Origin of the sequence: Dyadobacter flavalbus (assembly GCF_006149045.1) — a bacterium.
GTDB lineage: Bacteria > Bacteroidota > Bacteroidia > Cytophagales > Spirosomataceae > Dyadobacter > Dyadobacter flavalbus.
In genome coordinates this window covers 239,990-263,848 of the sequence record NZ_VBSN01000027.1, presented here as the reverse complement: position 1 = coordinate 263,848, position 23,859 = coordinate 239,990, and the positions used below count along the sequence as shown (strand labels likewise).

Here is a 23,859-nt window from a genome sequence, read left to right as displayed (position 1 = left end):
TAGAAGCTGATTGCTAACAGCTACTTAACTCATTTCTTTTCTTGCATTCAGGTATCCTTTTATAACAGTAAAGGTTGTGATCGCAAGGAAGAACAGGATGATGTAATGGACGTAATCTACAATCCATGGAAAACGTTCTCCGAAAAGGTAGCCGCCGCCCGTCAATAATCCGATCCATATGGCACCTCCGGCTACATTATTGATCAGGAAAGCCGTAAAAGGCATTTTGACCAATCCTGCAAGAATAGGCGCAAAAGTACGTACAACCGGAAGAAACCTGCTGACGATCAGTGTTCTGCTTCCGTACTTATCAAAATAATTACGTGTAGTTTCAATATGTTTTTTCTTGAAAAAGAAAGAATCCTTTCTGTTCTCGAACATACCGCCAAAGTATTTTCCGAAGATGTAGCCCGTCAGTGACCCCAGAACAGCCGCTATAAACATGCATAATAACAAAATGAAAATAGGAACGCCCAGAATGCCCGTTCCGCAGAATACGCCCGCCAGAAATACCAGATAATCGCCCGGCAGAAAAAAGGCGAAGAAAAGGCCGTTTTCAGCAAAAACAATAAAAGTAATAACCAGCAATCCTCCGGTACGGATCAACTCCTCGGAGTTAAGTATATACTGAAAAAAATCAATAACTGAATTCATTTGTAAGTAACGCTAAGTAGTTCCGGCAATTAGCTTTAAGCTGTCAGAAAGATGAATAATTAATAAATGGCAAACTGCCGGAACTGTTGTTCTCAGACAGTTTCAGGCAATTACCCCTGTTAAAAATCATGCTTCCTGTTCAGGATAAAATATAGTTATGCATTTCCTCCTGCCAATTTAGGCATTTTCTGACAGTTCAAGCCAGCGCATTTCCTTCTCCGCCTGGCTGTCGGTGATTTCTTCTATTTGTCTCGACCATTTTGCAAGCTCATCGTGAGAACCTCCTGCATTCAGTTTTTCTACCAGTTGTACCTTTTGTTTCTCCATTTGAGCAATCTCGGTTTCCAGCTGCTCCATTTCCTTTTGTTCCTTGTAACTCAGCTTCCGCTTGGATACCGCAGGCGCAGTTTCTTTTACCGGCTCTGCAACCGGTGCAGCATTGCTTTTAGCGGGAGCTGATGCCGTACTCTTTTTCTCGGCTTCCTGTTCATCCTGGTAGTCGCGCAATTCGGTATAATTCCCCGGGAAATCGCTGATTTTTCCTTCACCTTCAAAAACAAAAATATGCTGCACAAGACGATCCAGAAAGTACCGGTCGTGGGACACGATTACAAGACAGCCCGGGAAGTTCAGCAAAAACTCTTCCAGCACATTCAGACTGGCAATATCCAGGTCGTTCGTAGGCTCATCCAGAATCAGGAAATTGGGCTGTTTCATCAGGATCAGTAAAAGCTGCAATCTGCGTTTTTCACCTCCGCTCAGTTTGGAAATAAAATCATACTGTTTGGAAGGTGAAAACAAGAATGCCTGCAAAAGATGCCCGACCGTAACCGTTTCTCCCGTTCCGAGCTGAACAACTTCGGCTACGTCTTTTACAATATCAATAACACGCTGATTTTCATTAAAGACAAGATCCGTCTGCTTGTAATAACCGAACTGAACCGTTTCTCCTTTTGTAATCTGACCTTTGTCGGGCTGCAGTTCGCCGGTAATCATATTGAGCAACGTCGATTTTCCCATTCCGTTCTGCCCGACAATCCCGATCCGGTCGCCTTTCCGGAAAGTATATTCAAAATCCTTGATCAGCTGACGGCCGTTAAACCCTTTGCTGACATGATCCAGCTCGATAATTTTACTCCCCAGCCTCGAAGTCCTTACATTCAGCTCCATCTGGGTATCAAATTTCTTCTGGCTGGCTTTTTCTTTCAGCTCTTCAAAGGCATCCACGCGGTACTTGGCTTTGGTTCCTCTTGCTTTGGGTTGTCGGCGGATCCAGTCCAGCTCCTTGCGCATCAGGTTGCGGGCTTTGTCAATGCCGGCTGCTTCCATTTCCTCCCGCTCGGCCTTCTTTTCCAGAAAATACGTGTAATTTCCTTTATAGGTATAAGCAGAGCCATGATCCAGTTCGAGCATCTGATTACAAACGGTATCCAGGAAATAACGGTCGTGGGTTACAACCAGAAGCGTTGTATTGGAAGTATTCAGATAATTTTCCAGCCATTCGACTGTATCGAGATCCAGATGGTTAGTCGGTTCGTCGAGAATAAGCAGGTCCGGGTCTTCGAGCAATACTTTGGCCATTGCTACCCGCTTGCGCTGGCCTCCGGATAGTGTCCCGTACAGGTTTTCGGTATTATGAATGCCCAGACGGCCAAGTATTTCCTTTGTTCTGTATTCGAAATCCCACGCATTGAACTTGTCCATTTCCTCCATCACTTCCGAAAGCGCATCGTGATTATCTGTTTCAATGGCATGTTCATACCTTTTTACAACCTGCGCAATCGGGTTATTGGACGAAAAAATCACTTCCATAACCGGTAATGTTTCATCAAATGCAGGGCTTTGGTCCAGATACCCTACACGGATGTCTTTTCGGATACTTACTTCGCCTTCATCCGCCGGTATTTTACCTGTAAGAATATTAAGAAAGGTCGTTTTCCCCGTTCCGTTCGTTCCGATCAGGGCTACTTTATCCCCTCTGCTTATTCCGAAACTGACATTTTTGAAAAGCCACTGATCGCCAAATGACTTTGCTATATTTTCTGCTGAAAGATAATTCATGGTCAAAATAAAAATTCTATATCTGCAAAGTTAGGACAGATATTAAACAACAAAGAAAAAATTCGTTTTCATAGGGTAAATACCATAATATTGCTCTTTATATTTAGTTATATGGTTCCATAGAACACGTTATTCAATCATGTCCAACAAGTTATTTTACCTAATCTCAACCGTTTTCCTCAGTTTCAATGTTGTAGCGCAAGACGCTAATTTCAAGAATTATACACAAAAGATCGGAGGCAGCCCGCAAGTTTATGATATGGTTGCCATTCCCGGCGGCGAGTTTATGATGGGCAGCCCTGCCTCGGAAAAAGGGCACAAAGCAGATGAAGGTCCCCAGCACAAGGTAAAAATCGAACCTTTCTGGATGGGGAAATACGAAGTGGTCTGGGATATTTACGACCTGTATACTTTTAAAAACATGGAAAAGGAAATGGCAGCTCGTCATCCTGATACTGAAAAAAGCGTTCAGAAAACGGATGCAAGCACACGTCCGAGTCCGCCGTATGTAGACATGTCTTTTGGTATGGGAAGAGCGGGTTATCCTGCCATTAACATGACGCAGTATGCAGCGATTCATTTCTGCAAATGGCTTTATGAAAAAACGGGTGTCTTTTACCGCCTGCCAACCGAAGCAGAATGGGAATATGCATGCCGGGCCGGTTCCAAAACAGCTTATTCCTTCGGAGATGATGCTGCCAAACTGGATGAATATGCATGGCACCGTAAAAACAGCGATGCAGCTTACAAGAAAATTGGTCAGAAGAAACCGAATGCATGGGGCTTGCACGACATGCATGGCAATGTAATGGAATGGACGCTGGATCAGTATATCCCGGATTATTATTCCAAAAAGCCTGCCGGCGAAGCATACGCACCGGTAACTGAACTTTACCCGACTGCTGTCCGCGGAGGATCATGGGACGATGAGCCTGCCGACCTGCGCAGTGCAGCACGTACGCCATCAAAACCGGAATGGAAAATACTGGACCCGCAGCTTCCTAAAAGCGAATGGTGGATGACAAGTGCTTCTTTTGTTGGTTTCCGTCTTGTAAGACCAGCCAAAACGCCGTCTGCCGAGGAAATCAAAGCGTATTACAGTCCAAAACTGATTGAAGATTACTGATTATATTCAAACTCTTAATGTAAAATAATGGAACAAAATAGACGCAATTTCCTGAAAGCATCCGGCCTGATCGCCGGCGGCGCCCTGCTGACCCCCCTGACGGGTCACGGCTTTAACAGTTCGGTAGATGAAACAATTAGAGTTGCATTGATCGGCTGCGGCGGAAGAGGTACAGGTGCAGCGGCTCAGGCGCTGAGTACAAACCAGAATGTACAGATCGTAGCCATGGCCGATGCCTTTAAAGATCGCCTGGATGAATCCTATAAAAACCTGACAGCCAAGAAATACAAAAATGCTGCCGGAACTGTTGTAGATACCAATACGAAAGTGAATGTTCCTGACGACCGCAAGTTCGTAGGATTTGATGCATTCCAGAAGGCCATTGCACTAAAAGACGTGGATGTTGTGATTCTTGCGACGCCTCCCGGGTTCCGTCCTTCGCATTTTGAAGAAGCAGTAAAGAACAACAAGCATATTTTTATGGAAAAACCGGTTGCAACCGATGCACCGGGAATCCGTAAAGTTCTGGAAGTAGCAGAAGAAGCCAAGAAAAAGAAACTAAACGTGGTCGTTGGTTTACAGCGTCATTATCAGGCAAATTACCGTGAAGCCATCAAAAGGATTCATGATGGTGCAATCGGTGATATTGTCGGCGGCCAGGTTTACTGGGTTGGAAGCAGCCCGTGGATGAAAGAACGCGTAGCCGGACAATCGGAAATGGAATATCAGATGAGAAACTGGTACTACTTCAACTGGCTTTGCGGCGATCATATCTCCGAGCAGCATGTTCATAATATTGATGTGGCAAACTGGGTTAAAAAAGGCTATCCTGTACAAATTCAGGGAACCGGCGGACGTCAGGTGCGCACAGGAAAGGCTTATGGTGAAATTTTTGATCACCATACACTGGACTTAACTTATGCTGACGGAACGGTTATTTCCAGCCAGTGCCGCCAGTTTGAAGGTACATGGAATAAAGTAGACGAAGCGTTCGTAGGAACAAAAGGCCGTATAGATAGCTTTGATGGCAAGAAAACAGCCTTGAAAGATTACAAGGGCGGCGTTATTTATCAGCATGACGATAAAGGCGATAAAAACCCTTATCAGGTTGAGCATGATGAACTTTTTGCAGCAATTGCCAAAGGTGAATATAAATTTGCAGACGCGGAAAACGGTGCCAAAAGTACAATGACTGCCATTATGGGCCGCATGGCAACCTATTCCGGTAAAATGATTAAATGGGAAGAAGCACTCAATTCGGATATCAATCTGTTTCCTGACAAACTTGCCTGGGATGCTTCGCCGAAAATCCTGCCGGGACCGGACGGTTTATACCCTGTTGCAATTCCTGGAAAAACACAGGTTATTTAATATACTTACAATAAAAAAATGGCTCGGTCTGAGCCATTTTTTTATTTATACCGGAAATGTTCCAGATTATTGAGCCGGTTAAACAATCCGTTTTCATACCGGAACTTTCTGAATTGTATCTATTGTGGAACGAACTTAATTGTCAGTGAAACTTGGATTACGAAATGCTTCAATCATCCTTCTGACCGGTATGGCTTTACTGGCGGCAGGCTCCACGCTGGATTCCGCAAGAAATCAACTCAGCAATTTTGTCATTTTAACCGGCCTTGTTATTGTTTTTATCGGAACACTCTGGCTTGTACTTACATTAAATCAGAGGCGCAAAAAACATAAACTGTGACAATTACTTGTATTTGCCAGTTTAACCCTTTTCCGTTTAGATCCGGCTTGATTTATTGCGAAGGTAAAAATCTGCCAGTACGAGTGCGGCCATAGCTTCTACAATGGGAACTGCACGCGGTACAACGCACGGATCATGGCGGCCTTTTCCCTGCACAACGGCAATATCTCCATGCTGATCAATGCTTTCCTGATCCTGCATAATCGTAGCAACTGGCTTGAAAGCTACATTGAAATAAATATCTTCACCATTGGAAATACCTCCCTGAATTCCGCCGGAGTTGTTGGTTCTGGTATGTATTTTCTGATCCTCATCTATGTAAAAAGCATCATTATGCTGCGATCCGAGCAATGAAACGCCTTCAAAGCCGCTTCCGTATTCAAAGCCTTTTACTGCATTGATGCTCAGCATGGCTTTTCCAAGCTCTGCATGCAGTTTGTCGAAAACCGGTTCTCCCCACCCGGCCGGCGCACCTTTGATCACGCAGCTTACTACGCCACCGACAGAGTCGCCCTGTTTTCTGACCTGGTCGATGTATTCAAACATTTGTTCTGCCATAACAGGATCCGGACAGCGAACTGCATTGTTTTCCGTTTCTGTCAGATCCAGTTCAGCGTATGTTTTGGCAAGTTTCAGTTTTCCAACCTGCGACACATATGCCTGAATGCTGACGCCCGTTTCCATCAACAGTAATTTGGCAAGCGCACCCGCAGCAACGCGGGCAGCCGTTTCACGCGCCGAACTTCTGCCGCCTCCGCGATAATCCCGTATGCCGTATTTTACCTGATAAGTATAGTCGGCGTGAGAAGGCCTGTATTGTGCCGCTATATGCGAGTAATCCTTGCTTCGCTGGTCTTCGTTACGGATAATCAATGCGATTGGTGTACCCGTTGTTTTGCCCTCAAAAACGCCTGATAACATTTCAAATTCGTCCGCTTCTTTTCTCTGCGTTGTAATTCTGGATTGTCCCGGCTTACGTCTTGTCAGCTCACTCTGAATAAAATCACTGTCAAAGGTAATCCCTGCCGGGCATCCTTCAATAATAACGCCGATACCAGCTCCATGCGATTCCCCGAATGTAGCGATCTTGAATATTTTACCGTATGTACTTCCCATTAATGATTACTTTCTGAATACCCAAACCATTGCAATTAAAAGAATAACAACGATGGCGCTGGTGATGTCCTTTAATATTTTTTTATAATCAATACTTTCTTTACTGCTGTCCAGATTTTCCAGATTGTCGTACAAACCGGATGACCCGTTCAATGACAATGTAGATAACTTGAAATCCTCGCCTTTTACCTGCAATGTCTTCGCTGAGCGGAGTGTATCATATCTCTCTTTTTCCAGGTCAAAATAGATCCATTGAAAATACCGTCCGAGCGGAAATGTACCGTCTTTTCCCGGAACAATAAAGTAATCAAACGTTTTTTCACCGACTACGCCCTGATAACTTCTTTTAATAATCTGGCTTACTTCCGGCGGGTAAATATCAAATGAAGAATTTGTCTGTAATAACGGAGCCGGAATCGCCGTAATATTTCCCGTCCCTTCAATCTTGAACATGTAACGGATACTTTCCCCGGGATAAACCAGCTCAGCAGAAAGCTTTTCTTTCAGGCTGTATTGTCCTACCGGCAACTGATCGCGCAGCGGATGCTCAGGCAATTGTTTCACGGCAACCCGTACCGGCTTGGAGTAAAAAGCTTTTACAACTTTGTGCTCTACATTTACCGCATCCGAATTGTCCGTAACGAGCATATCCAACGCTATCGACGGCAAAGTAATATCTTCCAGCGTAATAGGAAACAATCTGGCCTGATACATGTTGTATTCTGTATATTTCCGGCCTTTAATGGTTACTTTCCGTTTAATGATTTCTTCAATTCCAATATTTTCTTCCCAGCAGTTGGCTGGCCGAAGTTTCTTGAGTATGGATTGAAGCTGGTCATTGAACTTATAAAACTCCATTTCAACAGGTGCATTTTCAGCAATATAAAGCGAAATACCCAAAGAAAATCCCTGACGAATATAGACGTTTTTCCGGTCTGTCTGAACCGAAAGAATAATCTCCTCCTTTATGTCTTCCAGATCGGGTTCCAGAGAAACCTGGTTACTCAAAGGATCATCGGTACCGGCTACATTCCCTTTTGAGAATACAACCATTGTTTCTTTTGAACTCAGTTTAAAGTTGCCTGCATTAATCACAAAATCAGGAATCAGGTAATTGCCCGGCTTGGCTGCATAATATTCCTGCGTTATGGTCTGTATAACAACTTTGCTTCCGTCAACGGTACTGATGGAACTTGTAGCTGATTTGCTTCTTTTTTCCAGACCGTTTATTTCAGGAAAGATTACAGAAGGACGAACTTCGGTGTCCCGCAGGACAACGGAGATGAGAAAAGGCTGATCTATGGAAAGATTTTTAGAGCCAAATTCGATTGTTGCTGCATCATTGACCGCCTGCGCTCTAACCGTAACAGAAAAACACAAAATAATATTTAATAATAAATATAATTTCATTAAATATTTTCGTTAACTTTATTAGGAATTGCTGTAATTTCCTGCGTTCCTACTATTCATTTCATCCCTAAACCGCAAAACTACATAATACTATGGCCTCGATGCTTGAATACATTAAAATTATTCTGCAAAAAGTTAGCTTCGACCGCAGATTGTTTGAGAAAGAACTGAGAAAAGCGATTCGTATGTTAATGCCGGCTGAAGTAAAACGTTTGAAACAGTGGTGTTATGATAATTACAGTAGTTTACATCTACCAATTTTAAACAATTGTTTTGCCCGTTTGTCCTCTTTGGGTTAATCAAGGCACCTTATAATAAAGAAAACCCGTCCGGAAATCCGGACGGGTTTTCTTTTTGTATCTACTGATTACTTTTTCTTGGGAGTAGCAGTTGCTGTTTTGCCACCTGCCGGTTGTGTAGCAGGAGCTACTGCAAGTCCAAGCGCTTCTTTGGCTGACGCATTGTCCGGATCAACTTTCAAGAGTTTTTCCCAGTATTCCTTCGCCTTAGCCTGATCTTTCAGCGTTGTCTGGTTATAGAATGCAAGATATCCGTAGGCCAGTCTCAGGTAAGATTTAAATTTACTTGGATCTGGATCAGCCTCAGCAAGCTCTGTCAACTTTTGGTAGTACGGAGCAGAAATTCCTTTGTCTATGTTTTCCTGTCTGTCATACGCATTGTAGAGTGTACTTGCACGCCAGTAATATCCGTAAGGCCAATCCGGAAGTTTTTGCGTTACTGTTGCAAAAATCGAATCTGCTTTCAGATAAAGGTTCTTCTTGTCCATCGCAATTTGCGCACTGTCAGCATAGTTGGAATCAGCAGCAGTTGGAACGATGTAAGTCTGTGCAGTCTGAAAATTCGAAAGGCCCAGATAATAGTAGTCGTTTGCGCTTGCTTTTGCTGTATCCAAAGAGATTCCTTTTTCGTACGTTGCAGCTGCATTTTTAAAGTCCTTGGCAGCATAATACAGTGCCGCAACTTCTTTGTAAGTATTTGCAGCTTCTGTTTTGCTGGTATCCATGTCAGCACCTTTCAGGATGTAAGATACACCTGTCGAGTCATATCCTTTTCCGTCCGTTACTTTCTGATTGTAAGCACGTCCAAGATATTTGTAGTCATCACCAATAATCTTGTCCGGAGCAACTTTCATGAATTCAGAAAGATTCTGGATTGCTTTATCCGGCTCGTTTGTCTTGAAATAAGACCAGCCGTACATTCTCAACGTAATCGGGTTGTTAATTTTTCCTTTTGTTTCTTCAAGCAACTGAAGTGATTTTGCATAATCATCAGCTGTGAAAGCAAACTGAGCAGCACGCAGCTTCATTTCAGGGTCTGTGCTTCCGCTTTTCTGGATATAGAGATCAAAGTTTTCTGCTGCTTGCTTGTATTTCTGAGCAAAAAAGTAAAGTTCTGCAAGATCCTTGTATGCAGGAGCAAAGTTCGGATCTGCTTCTATGGCTTTCTTGTAATTTTCAAGCGCCAGATTGTAGTTTTTACCTCTCAGATAAACTTGTCCGATGCTGTTATGCGCAGCAGCATAATTTGGTTTTGCTGTTAAGGCATATTCATATGCAGTTACTGCGGCACCACCTTCGTTGCGAAGCATCAATGCATCACCTTTTGCGATGTAGGCATCAGCAAGGTTTTTGTCTCTTTTGATGGCTTCATCCAACAATCTGATTGCCTCGGCAGGATCATTCTGTTTTTCAAACAGCGTATAAGCCTCTCCTATTCTGAAAAGAACCTGAGCATCTTTGCCCTTTTTCTTTTCAGCCATGTCAAAATGTTCTTTTGCTTTTACTTTATCCCCTTTACCAAGTGCAACGGTACCAAGTCCGACATGATTCAGATAAGACTTTTCATCCAGTTGAATCCCTTTTTCAAAAGCTTTCTGAGCTTCGTCAAGCTGATTTGTTTTTACATAATAATAACCTAAATAATACTGGTTATCTGCGGAAGGGCTTCCCTCAGCTAATTTTTTAAAAAGATCTCCGGCTTCATTATAACGTTCTCCGTGGATTAATGCCAAGCCATCCTGAACTGATTGTGCCTGCAGGTTTACAAAAGCCAATAATCCAAATACCAATGCTACTAATTTCATTCTCATGTTTCTGTTCATTTTTTACCCGGTTAATTTAATGATAAAAAATTTGGTTTTTTATTAACAAGTTCCAAATCTATTAAATTGTGTTACAGTACTAAAAATTTTTCCCAGTTGTAATTTCCAGCTCCCGCGGATAAGGCACAGTTGGCAGCAATCCCATTTTCTGAATGATCAGACCTCCGACATCTCTTGCGATATAAGTCATCAATCCGCCACCCAGTCCGGAATAGCCTTCTCTGCTGATGATATACAAATCCCTGAAAAGCGGATAACGTTTGAATTCCAGTCCACCCTGAAACGGCTGTATATAATCAGTAAGTGAATCAGGATTTGCTTTCTTGGAAACACCCATTACATGAATTCCTTTTGAAAGCTCCTCGGATGCCAGCGAATGGCCGTCGCTTATCCAGTTCACTCCGATAAAACCCAGGTGCAACGGATTTGCTTTTACATCTTCAATTACTTTCTCGTTCGATCCAGATGAAATAATACGTAAATGCTGGATGTTTGTTATTCCAAATTTATGAAGAATAAAATTCAGATTACTGGCATTGGCATTGTCAAAAACAAGTGTAATTAACCCTTTCTGATTTCCGCCTTTCAATTGCGACCAGTCTTTGATTTTACCTTCAAAAATCGCACGTATTTCATTCATTGTAATCAGGCTATCCGAGTTTGTCTTGCTGATAACCAGAGCTAATCCATCCGTAGCAATATGCTGAAATTTCTGTGTTCCTTTCTGCTTCTTGATGATATCCAGCTCCTTTTCATTCAGCTGCCTGGTTGAAAATACGATCCTTGCACTGTCTTGCAAAAGCTGACGGATTGCCTGTTGTTCCGGCTTGTAGTCAACTACAAAATGCGCATTGGGATAAATACCTTCATAAGCATTTGTCAATGCCCGTACCAGCGGTTTAAAGGATTCATCGGAAGCAATAGTAATTGTTCCTTGTCTGGGATTATCCAGCTGTTCAGAATTGGAACTGCAACCAGACAAGCCCAAACTAACCAGTACGTAAAACAAAGAACCTGCTAGCAAAAATTTCATAATTCCTCCTGATTTCGTCTTCTCCAAACCCTGTAACCGCGGTAACCACCATACAAAATAAGTATGCCAGCAAATGCGTATCTTGGTAAACTACCAATTGGTAACAGCCTAAATGATAAGGAGGAGAGAATCAAAAAGATCCCTCCTCCTATGTATGTCAGAGCCATCAACACAGAGGTTAGATCACCGATCTTCTCATGCAATGGTTTTTCCTTCATGAGTTACTCCAATTGGAAGTTAATTGGCAGGTTATACTTCACACGAACGGCACGTCCTGATTGCTTGCCCGGTTTCCATTTCGGCATTGCTTTCACAACGCGGATGGCTTCCTCATCGCAACCAAAGCCCAGACCTTTCAGTACTTGTACGTCCTGGATACTTCCATCCGTATTTACAACGAATGACATGAAAACCCTTCCTGAAACGTTTGCTCTAGATGCAGCACTTGGGTATTTGATGTTCTTACCCAGATACTTATACATTTCAGAAGTACCTCCCGGGAATTCCGGCTGTTGTTCCACGACTGTAAACACCTTTTCTGGTTCCGGGGCAGCTTCAACCACTGTACCTTTACTTGGAGCAGCAACAGCTTCCGGTGCTACAATGATTTCGTTGGCATTCGGATCACCTTCGATCGTTTTGTCTGCTACAACAGCTTCCTTGATTTCCTCTACTGTTGGAGGCGGAACCTCTTCAGGAACCTCTTCATCTTTCTTAACCTCAGGAGGCAAGAACTTTACAGTATTCACCTTAGGCTGTTCTACCGGCGGCGGAGGTGGCGGAGGTGGTTCTGCAGGATCAATAGGCGGCGGCGGTATATTCATTAAATCCACTTCAACCATAACTTCCTCTTCTTCTTTGCCGGCTGTCAATTTGTTGATAATTGACGGCGTAAACATTGCAAGAACAAAAAGTGCAGCTCCGATTAAAGTAGCCTTCGTAACATCAGCACGATAGCCTTTACGAAGTTCAAATGCACCGTACGCCTTATTACGATCAGCAAACACTATATCATCCAGTGTTGCATTCGGGCTAATTTCTGCCATGGCGCTTTATTGATTTTTAATTTAAAACTAGTTTTTAGGCTTAATTCTGTCTCCCAACAATTTTTTCTCTGAATCAGTCAGATTGTCTACGAGCGCATAACGTTTTGATTTTGTAATGGCCATTTCATCCAGAACATCCACCATATTTTTGTATGTAGATACAGGAGTAGGCTTGATTACAACTACAAATGCCTCATTACCTTTGTCATCCTTCGGGTTTGCAGCATTGATACGCTTCTGAGATGCAAAAATTACACTTCTCAGGTCATATCCGTAGCGGGTTGTTTTCAGAGATGCTTCTGCTTTGTCATCATCCGCCGCAACGCCGTCAAGATAATAAACATCATCATTTTCACCCATGAACAGTGTCAATACCTTGGATGCCTTTAAAGGCTCGGTATCTTTTTCCTGATCTTCGGTTTTATCAGGTACAGCCAAAGACATGGATGTTGGCTTTGACATGGTGGTTGCAAGCATAAAGAAGGTAATGAGCAAAAATCCCAAGTCAACCATAGGTGTCATATCCACACGGGTTGACATTTTCTTACCCCGAACCTTACCGTCGCCTTTACCACCACCACCAGATTCTTCAATTGCTGCCATTTTTTCTTCTGATTAAAATTCTACTTTTTGTTTATTAATCGTTTGTGAAGCCGGCAGGAGCTTGTTCGCTACCTGTTATAAGGTTGAACTTGTTTATATTCTGCGATTGCAGATTAGAAAGTACGTCCTTAAACACAGGGAACTTTGCAACATTGTCTCCTTTTAGAGCTATTCTCAGCTGACTGTTTGCTTTACGTGCAGCATACACCCAGTCTGCCAATTCGCTGGCACCCGTTGAATCCACAGGAATACCAGGCTGTTTTACGTTAGGCATTTGTTCTTTCGGCATATTCAGCCAAGGCTTCAACTGATTCAGCGGAAATCCGAAACTTGTCTGAAGAGCAAATTTCGCTTTTTCTGTTTCAGTAAATGTAATGCCTTTTGACTGACCAATGTTTTCAAGCATTGCCGCGCGAACCGGCTTTGCATCAACTCCAAAGAACACCTTGCCCTGTTTGTCAATACTAATGATCATAATGTCATCATCCGGAACTTTGATCTGAGAAATCGAAGAGGGAGTGGTTATCTCCGCATCGTTCGATTTAAAAGTTGCCGTCATAATAAAGAATGTCAGTAGTAAGAACGCCACGTCTGTCATCGCCGTCATATCCGTATGCGGAGCATGCTTCTTAGGTCTTACTTTTGCCATAACAAATATATAAGTTTTTTTTATATTAACGTAACTACACTATTCTTTAGTTCATTGAACTATTAATAATGTGCAGCAAAGTTTGATTGAAGGCTCATGCCTATTTCATCAATGCTGTAAGTCAAATCGTCAACACGGCTGTTCAGGTAAGCATATGAAATCGTAGCGATTGCAGATGTACCGATACCAAGTGCCGTATTGATAAGGGCCTCAGAAATACCTGTTGCAAGTGCAGCGGAGTCAGGAGAACCTGATGTACCAAGAGCTGCAAACGCTTTGATCATACCGATTACCGTTCCAAGAAGAGCCAAAAGTGTTGAAGCTCCCGCAAGTGTCGCGATAATTGTAAGGTTTTTCTGAAGCATTGGAAGTTCCAGCGTAGTTGCTTCTTCGATTTCTTTCTGAAGAGCAGCCAGTTTCTGTTCTTTATCAAGCGCAGTTTCAGTTGTTAACTGCTTGTATTTCAAAAGCCCTGCTTTGATAACGTTACCAACAGATCCTTTTTGCTTGTCACATTCTTTGATTGCTTCTTCAATTTGGTTTTTGTCAAGCAGGCTTCTTACTTTACGAACAAATGAATCAATGCTTCCTGTTCCGCTTGCTTTGCTCAAAGTGATCAGACGCTCGATTGTGAATGTCAATACGATCAGGAAACAAGTCATCAAAATTGGTACGATAGGGCCTCCTTTGTAAACAATTCCGTAATAATCGCCATCGATTGGGCCTTTTGCGTGATCGCCATCTTTAAAGTGCTCAGGCGCACCCAACACAAAAAGATAAACGCACAATGCAATTGCAAATAGTAGAGGGATTACCAATGCCGGGTTCAAACCGCCTTTTCCTTTTGTTGCTGCCGCAGCAGGTTTTGGAGCTGGTGCCGGACTTGTAGCTTTCTTTTCCATCAGACTTACTTTTAAAGGTTAAATTGAGATTTTGGTTGTGAATTAAATAAAACTTTTGGTTAAAACTGGATTTGGTAAAATAAAATTTTGAATGTGTTTTCAATAATCGACTCTTACAAAAGTATGAGTTTTCCTTTTAAAAAAAAGCAAGCATTTCCTCAGTTTTTTTCGCATAATTTTCACACGCTCTCTTTCAAATTGCACTATCTAAAGATTTGAAGGCATTAAACTTAAACCCCTTCATATGGTTTTGATGCTGATTAAGAACGTGGTATAAGTTTTATTCGAAATTATACATAATTGTACTCTTCAGGATAATAGCTGCCAACATGTTTTTCAAACCATCCAATGTATTTTAATAATATTTCAACATTAACTTAGAAAAGCAAATATTATTTTCTCCTACTATGTACCTGAACAAGATTTTTTAAATTTCTGTTAAATCAAATTTTTCAGCTCACCTGAAATATCTGCCATAATCCCCGAATCAGGCCGTGTCATTCATCTGAAACGAACACGTTCAGAAAAAATTTGCGCCATTCACTGAAAACGTTATTGCAGAAATCCTCTAATTTTGAACTGAAGATCTGACTTCTTCATAACAACTATCCAACAGAAAAATGAAAATTGATCAGGAATCTCTGAAGAAAATTGCTAATCTGGCCCGGCTTGAGATCAAACCTGAAGAAGAGAGCGCCATACTTGGCAGTATGGATTCGGTACTGACCTGGATGGAACAGCTGAACCAGGTGAATACTGAGGGCGTGGAACCGTTAACGCACATTATGGACGAGGTGAACAACTGGCGGGAAGATGAAAGTGTAAATATTTTGTCTCGTGAAGAAGCTTTATCCAACGCACCGTCAAAAAACAGCACGTACATTATGGTTCCCAAAGTGATTGAGTAAGAATACGGCACTTTGTCCAATCATTCAACACTAAGGCTGAAATCGTCTGCATCTTCCAGCGCAGGAAAAGCTTTCCGGTAGTTTTGCAGATCTGCTTTGGAAAAATAAGCTACTTTTTCCGTTTCGGCCGAAGACAACATGCAGACCGGCTCGCCCAGGTAATCAAGTGCAGCAGAGTCACCTTTGTATTCCAGTCCGTTTCCATCCGTTCCTGTTCGGTTTACACCAATTACATAGCTCTGGTTTTCGATTGCCCGGGCCTGTAACAAAGTGTTCCAGGCATGACTGCGCTTTGCAGGCCAGTTGGCTACATAGATAAGCAGATCGTAATAATCCGACATTCTGTTTCTGCTCCATACCGGAAACCGGAGGTCATAACAAACAAGCGGGCAAATTTTCCAGCCTTTCCATTCCAGAATCAGTTTCAAATTTCCCGATGTATAAGTTTCATGCTCTTTGCCAATGCTGAAAAGGTGCCTTTTGTCATTGTACAGATACGTGCCGTCCGGATAAACGCAAAGCAGTCTGTTGTAAAATTTTCCGTTTTCCTTTACGGCAAAACTGCCGATAATTAGCGAATTTGTTTTCATGGCAATCTGCTTCATCCAGCGCGTCGTAGTCAGCCCCATCGGCTCGGCTACTGCCGTATTCATGGTAAAACCGGAATTGAACATTTCAGGAAGGACAATGATGTCAACAGGTTCAGCAAGTGCCGCAATCTTTTCTTCAAGCGCAGCAAGGTTGGCAGTTACATCCTCCCAGAAAATGTCCGTCTGGACCAAAGCAGCAGACAAAGTTTTATGCTCCTGTTCTGAAGTCATTGGCAAGAAGATATGTTTATATTTCTACTAACCATTAAAACTTTATTTACGGCTGGAAAACCGCATTCTGTAATCTGCATCTACATTGCCTTTCGAAATATCTGTCAGCTTTCTCTTGATGAACTGTTTTTTCAAAGTCGGCAGATAATCCACAAACAGCTTTCCAAGCAAATGGTCATATTCGTGCTGAATGATTCTGGCGGCCATTCCTGAATATTCTTCGGTATGTTCATTCCAGTCCGTATCGCGGTAACGGATTTTCAGACTTTCCGGTCTGTACACATCTCCTCGGATGCCGGGAATGCTGAGGCAGCCTTCTTCAAACGCCCATTCCTCGCCATATTCTTCCAGCACTTCGGGATTAATGAAGGTCTTTTTGAAATCAGTCAGTGAAAGGTCCGGCTCATCGTCTTCGTCCTCATCATCTTTTTCACTGAACGGCGTTCCGTCCACAACAAAAACCCGTATGTTCATTCCGATCTGCGGTGCGGCCAGCCCGACACCATTTGCCGCGTGCATAGTCTCAAACATATCTTCCGACAGCTTTTTGAGATCCAGTGCATCTTTTTCTATGAACTGCGTAGGCTTTCTGAGTATCGGGTCGCCGTATGCTACAATAGGATAAATCATTTGTAATGGTTATTATGTACTCGTTTTAGTTACTTTCTTGAACCTTGCTTCATTGTCTTCTGCTTTCCATATAAGACTGAAGAATAATCGTTGCGCTAATCTTGTCTATGTTCCCTTTTTCCCGTCGGTCGCTCTTTTTGGAACCGGCAGCTATCATGGAATGAAGCGCCATGGAAGAAGTAAACCTTTCGTCCTGTGTATGAACGGGAATATCCGGAAAAGATTTTTTAAGGGTTTTTATAAATGCGCTAACCCTTGCTGCATTTTCGCTGTCTGTATTATCAAGCTTTTTCGGCATCCCGATAATAAACGCCTCGACATTTTCCTGCACCGTATATTTCTTTAAAAAATCCGGAAGATCATGTGTCCGAACCGTTTCAAGAGCCGTTGCAATAATCTGCAGAGGATCTGTTACAGCTATTCCGCAGCGTTTGGAACCATAATCAATTGCCAGAAGACGGGGCATTTATCTTAAAGTATGTTAATAATTCACAAAGATAAGCGCTTTCAACCAGCTTTTCCTGTTGTTTGGAGTGATATTAGATTTTGATACACGCTTGCGAGAATCCGATTATCTTTGTGTTATGATTGAAAAACGCTGGATACACAACACTGAATTCACTACTGAACAACAACAGGTTGCTCAGGAACTGGCAGAATCTTTAAAAGTAAGTTTGCCCTTGGCCCGCCTGCTGGTACAACGCGGCATTCACGATTTCGAACAGTCACGGCTTTTTTTCAGGCCGGATCTTGCTCACCTTCACGATCCTTTTCTGATGAAGGATATGAGCCTTGCCGTTGAAAGAATTACTTCGGCCATTGCAAACGGAGAAAAAATACTGATTTATGGCGATTACGATGTGGACGGCACAACTTCGGTCGCATTGTTCTACGGATTCCTGAAAAGAATTTACGCCCATCTCGATTATTACATTCCCGACCGCTACGAAGAAGGTTACGGCGTTTCATGGCAAAGTATTGAATGGGCCAAGGAAAACGGTTTTACATTAATCGTTACGCTGGATTGCGGCATAAAGTCCATTGACAAAGTTACTGTTGCCGCTGAAAGAGGAATTGACTTTATCATTTGCGATCATCACCGCCCGGGCACTGAACTTCCGCCCGCCGTAGCCGTACTCGATCCAAAACGCACGGATTGTGAATATCCTTACAAGGAATTAACAGGATGCGGCGTCGGTTTCAAGTTACTGCAGGCATTTTGCTTGCAGCATGACATGGATCCGAAGTTGCTTTACGATTACCTCGACTTGCTGGTTGTAAGCATTGCTTCTGACATTGTCCCGATTACGGGTGAAAACAGGGTTCTGGCATATTACGGTTTGCAAAGGCTCAATGCAGCGCCCAGAACGGGAATCAAGGCATTGATCCAGATTGCAGGACTGAACGGTACGCTGGATATAACCAATGTCGTTTTTGGATTGGGGCCTAGAATCAATGCTGCGGGAAGAATCAAGCATGCAAAGGAAGCGGTAAGATTGTTGCTTTCGGAACTGGATGAAGAAGCGCAGGAATTTGCCCAGGAAATAAACCGGCATAACAGCGAACGCCGTAATTTTGACACGAGCATTACCGAACAGGCTCTGCTGATGATTGAAAACGATGATTTCTTCTCAGATGCAAAAAGTACCGTTCTGTATAAAGAAGACTGGCATAAAGGGGTTATCGGAATTGTGGCAAGCCGCTGCATTGAAAAATATCACCGTCCTACGATTATACTTACACAATCGCACGGCAAAGCTGCCGGTTCTGCGCGTTCGGTCCCGGGTTTTGACGTGTATGAAGCCATTGAAGAATGCGCCGATCTGCTGGAACAATACGGCGGGCATACGTTCGCAGCCGGACTTACATTGCCTTTGCAAAATGTTGAAGCTTTCAGGACGCGTTTCAATGATATTGTCAGCAGCCGCATTCTTCCGGATCAGCTTGTGCCGATGATCAATATTGACATGCCGCTGGAACTGGAAGCCATTAATCCCAAATTCTATAATATTCTCCGGCAGATGGGCCCGTTCGGGCCGGGCAATATGACGCCCGTATTTGAATCGCGCAATGTTACACTGGCCGGAAGGCCGACGCTGATGAAAGAGAAACACATCAAATTTGAAGTAAAGCAGAATGATTCGGATGTGTTCACCGCAGTCGGCTTTGGTATGTCACGCTTTTATCCTGATTTGATAAGCGGAAAGCCTTTTTCAATTTGCTATTGCCTGGAAGAAAATAACTTCCGGGATAAAAAAACGTTACAATTGTCTCTGAAAGACATCAAAATTCATTGAAGCAATTTCAGAAACTCACAACAAACGCACAATGATTCTAAGAACCGAAAACCTTGTAAAGAAATACGGGGTTCGTCTTGTAAATAATAATGTAAGTTATCAGGTTGAACAAGGTGAAATTGTAGGCTTGCTCGGGCCCAACGGCGCTGGAAAAACCACTTCTTTTTACATGGCCGTCGGATTGGTCAAGCCGAACAGCGGAAAAGTATATCTTGACGACAAGGATATTACAAGCCTGCCGATGTACAAGCGCGCAAGGCTTGGGCTTGGTTATCTTGCGCAGGAAGCGTCCGTTTTCCGTACGCTTACCGTTGAGGAAAATATTCTGGCGGTGCTGGAAATGACAGACCTTTCCAGAAATGACCAGAAACTGAAAATGGAAGAACTGCTCGAGGAATTTCACCTCGGGCATGTCCGTAAAAGCAAAGGAATGGTGCTTTCGGGAGGCGAACGCCGCCGTACGGAAATTGCAAGGTCACTGGCTGTTGATCCGAAGTTCATTTTGCTTGACGAACCTTTTGCCGGCGTGGACCCGATTGCCGTGGAGGACATTCAAAGCATCGTTGCCAGGCTGAAACATAAAAATATCGGCATCCTGATCACCGATCACAATGTAAATGAAACCTTGTCCATTACAGACCGGGCTTATCTTCTGTTTGAAGGAAAAATACTGAAACAGGGAACAGCCGAAGAACTGGCCGAAGACGAAGTAGTGCGCAGGGTTTATTTAGGCCAGCATTTCGAACTGAAAAGAAAAGTATAGATTCCGAACATAAAAAATGGAATACAGCCCTGCATTCCATTCAGTAAATTCGGATATGTATAGCAGCCTGATGCCTTAGAACTTATTTTTTAGGGCACTTTTTACAATGCTTTCCTTTTTTCTTATACTTTTCACAGCACTTTTTAAAGACACATTCCAAACTGTCATTCAATGATTTAATACAGAAATCATTTTCATCAGAAATTACAACCGCTTCATTCAAACTAAAAGTGCTCATTCCATTTGCTGTTAAACCCAGACAAATGTAAAAGCTATTTAGAATCATTCAAAAAAATAAGCAAATTACTTTTGAATAAATCTAAATAATGCACGCTTATTGGATCTTTTCCCAGATTTCATGCACCGGTTTGCCGTCACTGCTTTTACCGCTGTGATCCCACCGTCCGTTTTCCAGTTTGTGATCAAATTTCAGGGAAGAGCCCACGCGGTTGTTATCCTTTGAGAAAAACTGAATGTTCTCTGTGTATTTTCCGTCCTGAACCTTATAAGTTCCGCCGCCGGTTGCATAAAATCCTTTCACTGCCGGATCAATCGCAAACCATTGAAACCGGGTTGCGGAAAGCAGTTTCAGTGTTTTCCTGGTTCCTTCCTGATGAATTTTGACCAACTCGCCGCCTTCTGCGGCACGTTCTGTGATGTGCCACGCGCCGGCCATCGGAGCAGATGCAGCATCGTCAACCCGCATCCAGACCATGGCTTCCTCATACCGGAGTGTTAAAATTCCACTTTTTATGGTTACTGTAAATTCCACCGGAATGCCGACTTTTGCAGTATCCGCCGAATTGAATTCAGGCGTATAAGTCATTTTGTTGCCATTCATTGTAAAAGGCCCGCCTTCTGCACGCTCGAAATATTTATTTCCTACACTATATGATGCAATGGAAAGATAATTGTCCGCTACAATCAGTGTGGAAGTGCTGCCGGTCGGCTCCTGCGATTTCCACGCTCCTTTGGGAACTTGCCCGAAAGCATAAGCGGAAACAAGTAAATGGATGGCTAAAAGAAAATGTTTCATGGCTTCATGTTTAATTATGCGGTATACGTCATCAAAATTATGCCACAAATTTCCTTTTATTTCAACACTTCACGCAACACTTCCATGGATTTGATCTCGCCAAGCGCGTCCATGTGAATTTTGTAAAAGAAAAGCAGCTTTTCCAGAATCCTGATCCGCTGGCTTCTGTTCATCGGAACGCTCAGCCCGTATCCGTGCCGGATCAGCTGCTCGGTCGCATCGAATTCCGAAGCATCCAGCGCGTCCGGATAATGATTGCTTTTCAGTTCATTTTCCAGATCCTGAATCGTTTCTATCCCGAAGCCCAGAAATGATGCAAGCTGTATAAGGAACTGAATATGAAAGTTTTCAAACTTGTTTTCGGCTGCGTCGAGGTACAAAACCGAGTTTTCAATAAACTGAAAAAGATACGGATTGCTTTCTTCTTCCTTTAACGTCTTGGCAAGGATTTCGGTCATAAAAAGCGCAAGACTGGACTTAATCACGTCATAAGGGACCGTCAGAAAAGGCGCATAGCATTTGATTTCCGAAATCCTGTGAACGGTATCTTCTTTTTCCCTGTGATAAACGACCAAATCCAGCAAAGTAAGCGGCTGAAAAAGCGCAATCCGGTTCGATTTGGACTTGCTGCTTCTTATTCCATTTACGATATAACTCTGTATTCCAAAGGTTTCGGTATAGATTTTTGCAATAATGGAAGATTCCCGGTAACGGATGTAACTTAATGCCACGCCTTTGGTTTTGTATAACATAATTTTAAATTAAGCCATTTGATCAAATTTAGTTATCTTTCCAATACTTGAAACCTGATCCTGTAATTAACAGCATTTTAAAGTGCCTGACAATTTCCAGATTAGACGCGTGCAGAATCCCAGCAATGTTTTTATTATCCGGTATTGTTTTTTTACGATTAAAGATTTAAAAATCAGAATGGTTTTGGAGTTTTTTAAGCTAAAGGATTTGTACCTTTGTACTATTAGCGAACTAAACAGGAATGCAAATTCGTTCCGTTATTATTCAGCGAATACGCTTTGCAGACCAGCAAACAAAAATGTTTCTAACGCATATCTCTTCTTATGAGCGACGCCATTAAGCACGAGTGCGGTATAGCACTGATCCGTCTTAGGAAACCATATCAATATTACATCGATAAGTATGAAACGCCGCTATATGCCGTGCACAAACTGTCGGTAATGATGGAAAAACAGGTAAACCGGGGACAGGATGGAGCCGGAGTTGCCAATATCAAAATAGATGTCCCGCCAGGGAAACGATACATTAGCAGATACAGGTCCGTTGAACCTCAGCCTCTTACGGACATCTTTTCCAAAATCCACAAGAAATTCAGAAAAGGTTTAAAAAACAACAAGGACCGCGCCAATGACGCAAAGTGGCTGCAGGAAAACCTTGCTTTTACCGGCGAGGTCTGGCTCGGACATTTGCGTTATGGAACGCATGGCTCCAATGAAGTTGAAAACTGCCACCCGATGCTCCGCCAGAGCAACTGGAGAAGCCGGAACCTGGTCATGGCGGGAAATTTCAACATGACCAACGTGGATGAACTTTTCGGTAAACTGGTTTCTCTGGGACAACACCCGAAAGAAAAAGTGGATACCGTAACGGTAATGGAAAAAATTGGACATTTCCTGGATGAAGAAAATCAGAGGGTTTTCGAACGATTCAAGGGAATTTATGAAAATCCGACACTTTCCGATGTTATAGAAGAAAATATTGATCTTCAGCGACTGCTTTACAGATCGTGCCGCGACTTTGACGGCGGTTATGCCATGTGCGGTCTTACCGGCTACGGCGCTTCTTTCGTCATCCGTGACCCGGCGGGAATCCGTCCGGCATTTTATTATGCTGACGATGAAGTTGTGGTTGTCGCTTCTGAAAAACAGGCTATAAAAGCTGCTTTTAACGTGGACTACGGCCAGATCCAGGAAATTACGCCGGGTTCAGCCCTGATTATTGACAAAAACGGGGAGTACAATGAATTCCCGATTCTGCCGAAACTTGAAAAACGCTCGTGCAGCTTTGAAAGGATTTATTTTTCAAGAGGAACCGATCCGGATATTTATTACGAACGCAAGCAGCTTGGAAAACTGCTGATTCCGCAGATTCTGAAGGAGATCAATTACGATCTTGAAAACACCATTTTCTCATACATTCCGAACACGGCCGAAACGGCGTTTCTGGGAATGATCGAAGGGTTGGAAGAATATCTCGCCAAAAAGCGCAAACAGGCGATTATGGAAGGAATTCTTTTTGAAGCCGATCTGGATAAAGTGCTTTCTTTCAGGCCGAGAATTGAAAAACTGGTAACGAAAGATGTAAAATCCAGGACTTTTATCACGGCCGATGCCTTGCGCGACGATATGGTTTCAAGCGTTTACGATACAACTTTCGAGGTTGTGCGTAAAAATGTGGATACGGTCGTTATTATTGATGATTCCATCGTACGCGGAACGACGCTTGAAAAAAGCATTCTGACGATGCTTGATCGTCTGAGCCCGAAGAAAATTGTAGTCGCTTCTTCTGCCCCGCAAATCCGTTTCCCAGACTGCTACGGTATTGACATGTCGAAAATGAAAGATTTTGTTGCTTACCGCGCGGTTCTGAAACTATTGGAAGAACGTGATCTGGAATACTTGCTGGAAGATGTGTATACACAAAGCGTTACTTCCCTTGCTACCAAAAATCCGTATCATACCAATTACGTAAAAGCACTTTACGAGCCTTTTACTGACAAGGAAATTTCGGATAAAATCGCCGAAATCATTCGTCCGAAAGACTTGAACGCAGAGATTTCAGTAGTTTTCCAAACGGTTGAAAACCTTCATAAAGCCTGCCCGGATCATCTTGGCGACTGGTATTTTACAGGTAATTACCCGACTTTGGGAGGAAATAAAGTAGTCAACAAAGCATTTTCCAATTCTTACGAAGGCAAACTGGAAAGAGCTTATTAATA

23 protein-coding genes and 1 pseudogene are annotated in these 23,859 nt (G+C 42.9%); 8 read left to right on the top strand and 16 right to left on the bottom strand.

Going from position 1 to position 23,859, the window contains the following annotated elements:
* Nucleotides 1-24 precede the first annotated feature (24 nt).
* The 3 genes and pseudogenes from FEM33_RS06420 to FEM33_RS27125 form a co-directional block, all read right to left on the bottom strand.
* Entirely contained in the window at nucleotides 25-654 is a 630-nt protein-coding gene (locus FEM33_RS06420; RefSeq protein WP_139011253.1) for a DedA family protein, read from the bottom strand.
* Nucleotides 655-831: 177 nt separating this feature from the next.
* The gene (locus FEM33_RS27150; RefSeq protein ID WP_510185953.1) at nucleotides 832-1,824 is read right to left on the bottom strand and encodes an ABC-F family ATP-binding cassette domain-containing protein; all 993 of its coding nucleotides are present in this window, start codon (nucleotides 1,822-1,824) and stop codon (nucleotides 832-834) included.
* Between the two features lie 24 nt (nucleotides 1,825-1,848).
* Nucleotides 1,849-2,715, bottom strand: a pseudogene (locus FEM33_RS27125) (ABC-F family ATP-binding cassette domain-containing protein); the annotation flags it as partial.
* A 139-nt stretch (nucleotides 2,716-2,854) separates the two neighbouring features.
* Here FEM33_RS27125 and FEM33_RS06410 point away from each other — a divergent pair.
* The 3 genes from FEM33_RS06410 to FEM33_RS26670 all read left to right on the top strand — a co-directional run bounded on the left by FEM33_RS06410 (nucleotide 2,855) and on the right by FEM33_RS26670 (nucleotide 5,552).
* A complete protein-coding gene (locus tag FEM33_RS06410) occupies nucleotides 2,855-3,841 on the top strand; it encodes a formylglycine-generating enzyme family protein (RefSeq protein ID WP_139011251.1) in 987 nt (328 codons plus the stop codon).
* 27 nt (nucleotides 3,842-3,868) lie between these two features.
* Nucleotides 3,869-5,212 carry a Gfo/Idh/MocA family protein gene (locus FEM33_RS06405; RefSeq protein WP_139011250.1) on the top strand — a complete coding sequence of 448 codons (1,344 nt, stop codon included), beginning with the start codon at nucleotides 3,869-3,871 and terminating at the stop codon, nucleotides 5,210-5,212.
* A gap of 145 nt (nucleotides 5,213-5,357) precedes the next feature.
* Nucleotides 5,358-5,552 carry a hypothetical protein gene (locus FEM33_RS26670; protein WP_139011249.1) on the top strand — a complete coding sequence of 65 codons (195 nt, stop codon included), beginning with the start codon at nucleotides 5,358-5,360 and terminating at the stop codon, nucleotides 5,550-5,552.
* Between the two features lie 36 nt (nucleotides 5,553-5,588).
* Here FEM33_RS26670 and aroC read toward each other — a convergent pair whose 3' ends face one another.
* Both aroC and FEM33_RS06390 read right to left on the bottom strand, forming a co-directional pair.
* Nucleotides 5,589-6,668: a chorismate synthase gene (aroC, locus tag FEM33_RS06395; protein WP_139011248.1), complete on the bottom strand. Its 1,080-nt coding sequence runs from the start codon at nucleotides 6,666-6,668 to the stop codon at nucleotides 5,589-5,591.
* Nucleotides 6,669-6,674: 6 nt separating this feature from the next.
* On the bottom strand, nucleotides 6,675-8,078 hold the full coding sequence (locus FEM33_RS06390; protein ID WP_139011247.1) for a BatD family protein: 1,404 nt from the start codon (nucleotides 8,076-8,078) through the stop codon (nucleotides 6,675-6,677).
* 92 nt (nucleotides 8,079-8,170) lie between these two features.
* On the opposite strand from FEM33_RS06390, the gene FEM33_RS26665 reads away from it, so the two are divergent.
* Entirely contained in the window at nucleotides 8,171-8,377 is a 207-nt protein-coding gene (locus FEM33_RS26665; RefSeq protein ID WP_138283640.1) for a hypothetical protein, read from the top strand.
* A gap of 68 nt (nucleotides 8,378-8,445) precedes the next feature.
* On the opposite strand, the gene FEM33_RS06380 is transcribed toward FEM33_RS26665, so the two are convergent.
* The 6 genes from FEM33_RS06380 to FEM33_RS06350 form a co-directional block, all read right to left on the bottom strand.
* The gene (locus FEM33_RS06380; RefSeq protein WP_229214115.1) at nucleotides 8,446-10,182 is read right to left on the bottom strand and encodes a tetratricopeptide repeat protein; all 1,737 of its coding nucleotides are present in this window, start codon (nucleotides 10,180-10,182) and stop codon (nucleotides 8,446-8,448) included.
* A gap of 97 nt (nucleotides 10,183-10,279) precedes the next feature.
* Nucleotides 10,280-11,233, bottom strand: a complete 954-nt coding sequence (locus FEM33_RS06375; RefSeq protein ID WP_139011245.1) for a substrate-binding domain-containing protein — start codon at nucleotides 11,231-11,233, stop codon at nucleotides 10,280-10,282.
* Between the two features lie 221 nt (nucleotides 11,234-11,454).
* Entirely contained in the window at nucleotides 11,455-12,279 is an 825-nt protein-coding gene (locus tag FEM33_RS06365) for an energy transducer TonB (RefSeq protein WP_139011244.1), read from the bottom strand.
* Between the two features lie 27 nt (nucleotides 12,280-12,306).
* Nucleotides 12,307-12,882 carry an ExbD/TolR family protein gene (locus FEM33_RS06360; RefSeq protein ID WP_138283645.1) on the bottom strand — a complete coding sequence of 192 codons (576 nt, stop codon included), beginning with the start codon at nucleotides 12,880-12,882 and terminating at the stop codon, nucleotides 12,307-12,309.
* A gap of 34 nt (nucleotides 12,883-12,916) precedes the next feature.
* On the bottom strand, nucleotides 12,917-13,531 hold the full coding sequence (locus tag FEM33_RS06355; protein WP_138283646.1) for an ExbD/TolR family protein: 615 nt from the start codon (nucleotides 13,529-13,531) through the stop codon (nucleotides 12,917-12,919).
* 62 nt (nucleotides 13,532-13,593) lie between these two features.
* The gene (locus FEM33_RS06350; RefSeq protein ID WP_138283647.1) at nucleotides 13,594-14,433 is read right to left on the bottom strand and encodes a MotA/TolQ/ExbB proton channel family protein; all 840 of its coding nucleotides are present in this window, start codon (nucleotides 14,431-14,433) and stop codon (nucleotides 13,594-13,596) included.
* A 620-nt stretch (nucleotides 14,434-15,053) separates the two neighbouring features.
* On the opposite strand from FEM33_RS06350, the gene gatC reads away from it, so the two are divergent.
* Nucleotides 15,054-15,341 (top strand): Asp-tRNA(Asn)/Glu-tRNA(Gln) amidotransferase subunit GatC, encoded by a 288-nt coding sequence (gene gatC, locus FEM33_RS06345; RefSeq protein ID WP_139011243.1) that lies wholly within the window; start codon nucleotides 15,054-15,056, stop codon nucleotides 15,339-15,341.
* A 20-nt stretch (nucleotides 15,342-15,361) separates the two neighbouring features.
* Here the strand turns inward: gatC and FEM33_RS06340 are convergent, their stop codons facing one another.
* Genes FEM33_RS06340 through ruvX form a run of 3 tightly spaced genes read right to left on the bottom strand, consistent with a single transcriptional unit; the run spans nucleotide 15,362 to nucleotide 17,258 of the window.
* Nucleotides 15,362-16,162 carry an amidohydrolase gene (locus FEM33_RS06340; protein ID WP_139011242.1) on the bottom strand — a complete coding sequence of 267 codons (801 nt, stop codon included), beginning with the start codon at nucleotides 16,160-16,162 and terminating at the stop codon, nucleotides 15,362-15,364.
* Nucleotides 16,163-16,204: 42 nt separating this feature from the next.
* Nucleotides 16,205-16,792 carry a peptide deformylase gene (def, locus tag FEM33_RS06335; protein ID WP_139011241.1) on the bottom strand — a complete coding sequence of 196 codons (588 nt, stop codon included), beginning with the start codon at nucleotides 16,790-16,792 and terminating at the stop codon, nucleotides 16,205-16,207.
* Between the two features lie 49 nt (nucleotides 16,793-16,841).
* On the bottom strand, nucleotides 16,842-17,258 hold the full coding sequence (gene ruvX, locus FEM33_RS06330; RefSeq protein WP_139011240.1) for a Holliday junction resolvase RuvX: 417 nt from the start codon (nucleotides 17,256-17,258) through the stop codon (nucleotides 16,842-16,844).
* Nucleotides 17,259-17,376: 118 nt separating this feature from the next.
* On the opposite strand from ruvX, the gene recJ reads away from it, so the two are divergent.
* Both recJ and lptB read left to right on the top strand, forming a co-directional pair.
* Complete coding sequence (gene recJ, locus FEM33_RS06325) at nucleotides 17,377-19,089, top strand: single-stranded-DNA-specific exonuclease RecJ (protein ID WP_139011239.1); 1,713 nt, start codon at nucleotides 17,377-17,379, stop codon at nucleotides 19,087-19,089.
* Between the two features lie 31 nt (nucleotides 19,090-19,120).
* The gene (lptB, locus tag FEM33_RS06320; RefSeq protein ID WP_138283653.1) at nucleotides 19,121-19,852 is read left to right on the top strand and encodes an LPS export ABC transporter ATP-binding protein; all 732 of its coding nucleotides are present in this window, start codon (nucleotides 19,121-19,123) and stop codon (nucleotides 19,850-19,852) included.
* A 334-nt stretch (nucleotides 19,853-20,186) separates the two neighbouring features.
* On the opposite strand, the gene FEM33_RS06315 is transcribed toward lptB, so the two are convergent.
* Together FEM33_RS06315 and recO are read right to left on the bottom strand one after the other, a co-directional pair.
* Nucleotides 20,187-20,888, bottom strand: coding sequence for a DUF4488 domain-containing protein (locus tag FEM33_RS06315; RefSeq protein ID WP_139011238.1), 702 nt, complete (start codon nucleotides 20,886-20,888; stop codon nucleotides 20,187-20,189).
* A gap of 56 nt (nucleotides 20,889-20,944) precedes the next feature.
* Nucleotides 20,945-21,640: a DNA repair protein RecO gene (gene recO, locus FEM33_RS06310; RefSeq protein ID WP_139011237.1), complete on the bottom strand. Its 696-nt coding sequence runs from the start codon at nucleotides 21,638-21,640 to the stop codon at nucleotides 20,945-20,947.
* Nucleotides 21,641-21,964: 324 nt separating this feature from the next.
* On the opposite strand from recO, the gene FEM33_RS06305 reads away from it, so the two are divergent.
* Nucleotides 21,965-23,857 (top strand): amidophosphoribosyltransferase, encoded by a 1,893-nt coding sequence (locus FEM33_RS06305; RefSeq protein WP_139011236.1) that lies wholly within the window; start codon nucleotides 21,965-21,967, stop codon nucleotides 23,855-23,857.
* Nucleotides 23,858-23,859 lie beyond the last annotated feature (2 nt).

What these genes read in the sequence shown, in the direction of transcription:
- recO (WP_139011237.1), bottom strand. Translation starts at nt 21,640, where the DNA reads ATGTTATACAAAACCAAAGGCGTGGCATTAAGTTACATCCGTTACCGG.
- FEM33_RS06350 (WP_138283647.1), bottom strand. Translation starts at nt 14,433, where the DNA reads ATGGAAAAGAAAGCTACAAGTCCGGCACCAGCTCCAAAACCTGCTGCG.
- FEM33_RS06340 (WP_139011242.1), bottom strand. Translation starts at nt 16,162, where the DNA reads ATGACTTCAGAACAGGAGCATAAAACTTTGTCTGCTGCTTTGGTCCAG.
- FEM33_RS06360 (WP_138283645.1), bottom strand. Translation starts at nt 12,882, where the DNA reads ATGGCAGCAATTGAAGAATCTGGTGGTGGTGGTAAAGGCGACGGTAAG.
- ruvX (WP_139011240.1), bottom strand. Translation starts at nt 17,258, where the DNA reads ATGCCCCGTCTTCTGGCAATTGATTATGGTTCCAAACGCTGCGGAATA.
- FEM33_RS06410 (WP_139011251.1), top strand. Translation starts at nt 2,855, where the DNA reads ATGTCCAACAAGTTATTTTACCTAATCTCAACCGTTTTCCTCAGTTTC.
- gatC (WP_139011243.1), top strand. Translation starts at nt 15,054, where the DNA reads ATGAAAATTGATCAGGAATCTCTGAAGAAAATTGCTAATCTGGCCCGG.
- aroC (WP_139011248.1), bottom strand. Translation starts at nt 6,668, where the DNA reads ATGGGAAGTACATACGGTAAAATATTCAAGATCGCTACATTCGGGGAA.
- FEM33_RS26665 (WP_138283640.1), top strand. Translation starts at nt 8,171, where the DNA reads ATGGCCTCGATGCTTGAATACATTAAAATTATTCTGCAAAAAGTTAGC.
- FEM33_RS06390 (WP_139011247.1), bottom strand. Translation starts at nt 8,078, where the DNA reads ATGAAATTATATTTATTATTAAATATTATTTTGTGTTTTTCTGTTACG.
- FEM33_RS27150 (WP_510185953.1), bottom strand. Translation starts at nt 1,824, where the DNA reads ATGGAGCTGAATGTAAGGACTTCGAGGCTGGGGAGTAAAATTATCGAG.
- def (WP_139011241.1), bottom strand. Translation starts at nt 16,792, where the DNA reads ATGATTTATCCTATTGTAGCATACGGCGACCCGATACTCAGAAAGCCT.
- FEM33_RS06380 (WP_229214115.1), bottom strand. Translation starts at nt 10,182, where the DNA reads ATGAAATTAGTAGCATTGGTATTTGGATTATTGGCTTTTGTAAACCTG.
- FEM33_RS06305 (WP_139011236.1), top strand. Translation starts at nt 21,965, where the DNA reads ATGAGCGACGCCATTAAGCACGAGTGCGGTATAGCACTGATCCGTCTT.
- FEM33_RS06420 (WP_139011253.1), bottom strand. Translation starts at nt 654, where the DNA reads ATGAATTCAGTTATTGATTTTTTTCAGTATATACTTAACTCCGAGGAG.
- lptB (WP_138283653.1), top strand. Translation starts at nt 19,121, where the DNA reads ATGATTCTAAGAACCGAAAACCTTGTAAAGAAATACGGGGTTCGTCTT.
- FEM33_RS06365 (WP_139011244.1), bottom strand. Translation starts at nt 12,279, where the DNA reads ATGGCAGAAATTAGCCCGAATGCAACACTGGATGATATAGTGTTTGCT.
- FEM33_RS06315 (WP_139011238.1), bottom strand. Translation starts at nt 20,888, where the DNA reads ATGAAACATTTTCTTTTAGCCATCCATTTACTTGTTTCCGCTTATGCT.
- FEM33_RS06405 (WP_139011250.1), top strand. Translation starts at nt 3,869, where the DNA reads ATGGAACAAAATAGACGCAATTTCCTGAAAGCATCCGGCCTGATCGCC.
- FEM33_RS06355 (WP_138283646.1), bottom strand. Translation starts at nt 13,531, where the DNA reads ATGGCAAAAGTAAGACCTAAGAAGCATGCTCCGCATACGGATATGACG.
- recJ (WP_139011239.1), top strand. Translation starts at nt 17,377, where the DNA reads ATGATTGAAAAACGCTGGATACACAACACTGAATTCACTACTGAACAA.
- FEM33_RS06375 (WP_139011245.1), bottom strand. Translation starts at nt 11,233, where the DNA reads ATGAAATTTTTGCTAGCAGGTTCTTTGTTTTACGTACTGGTTAGTTTG.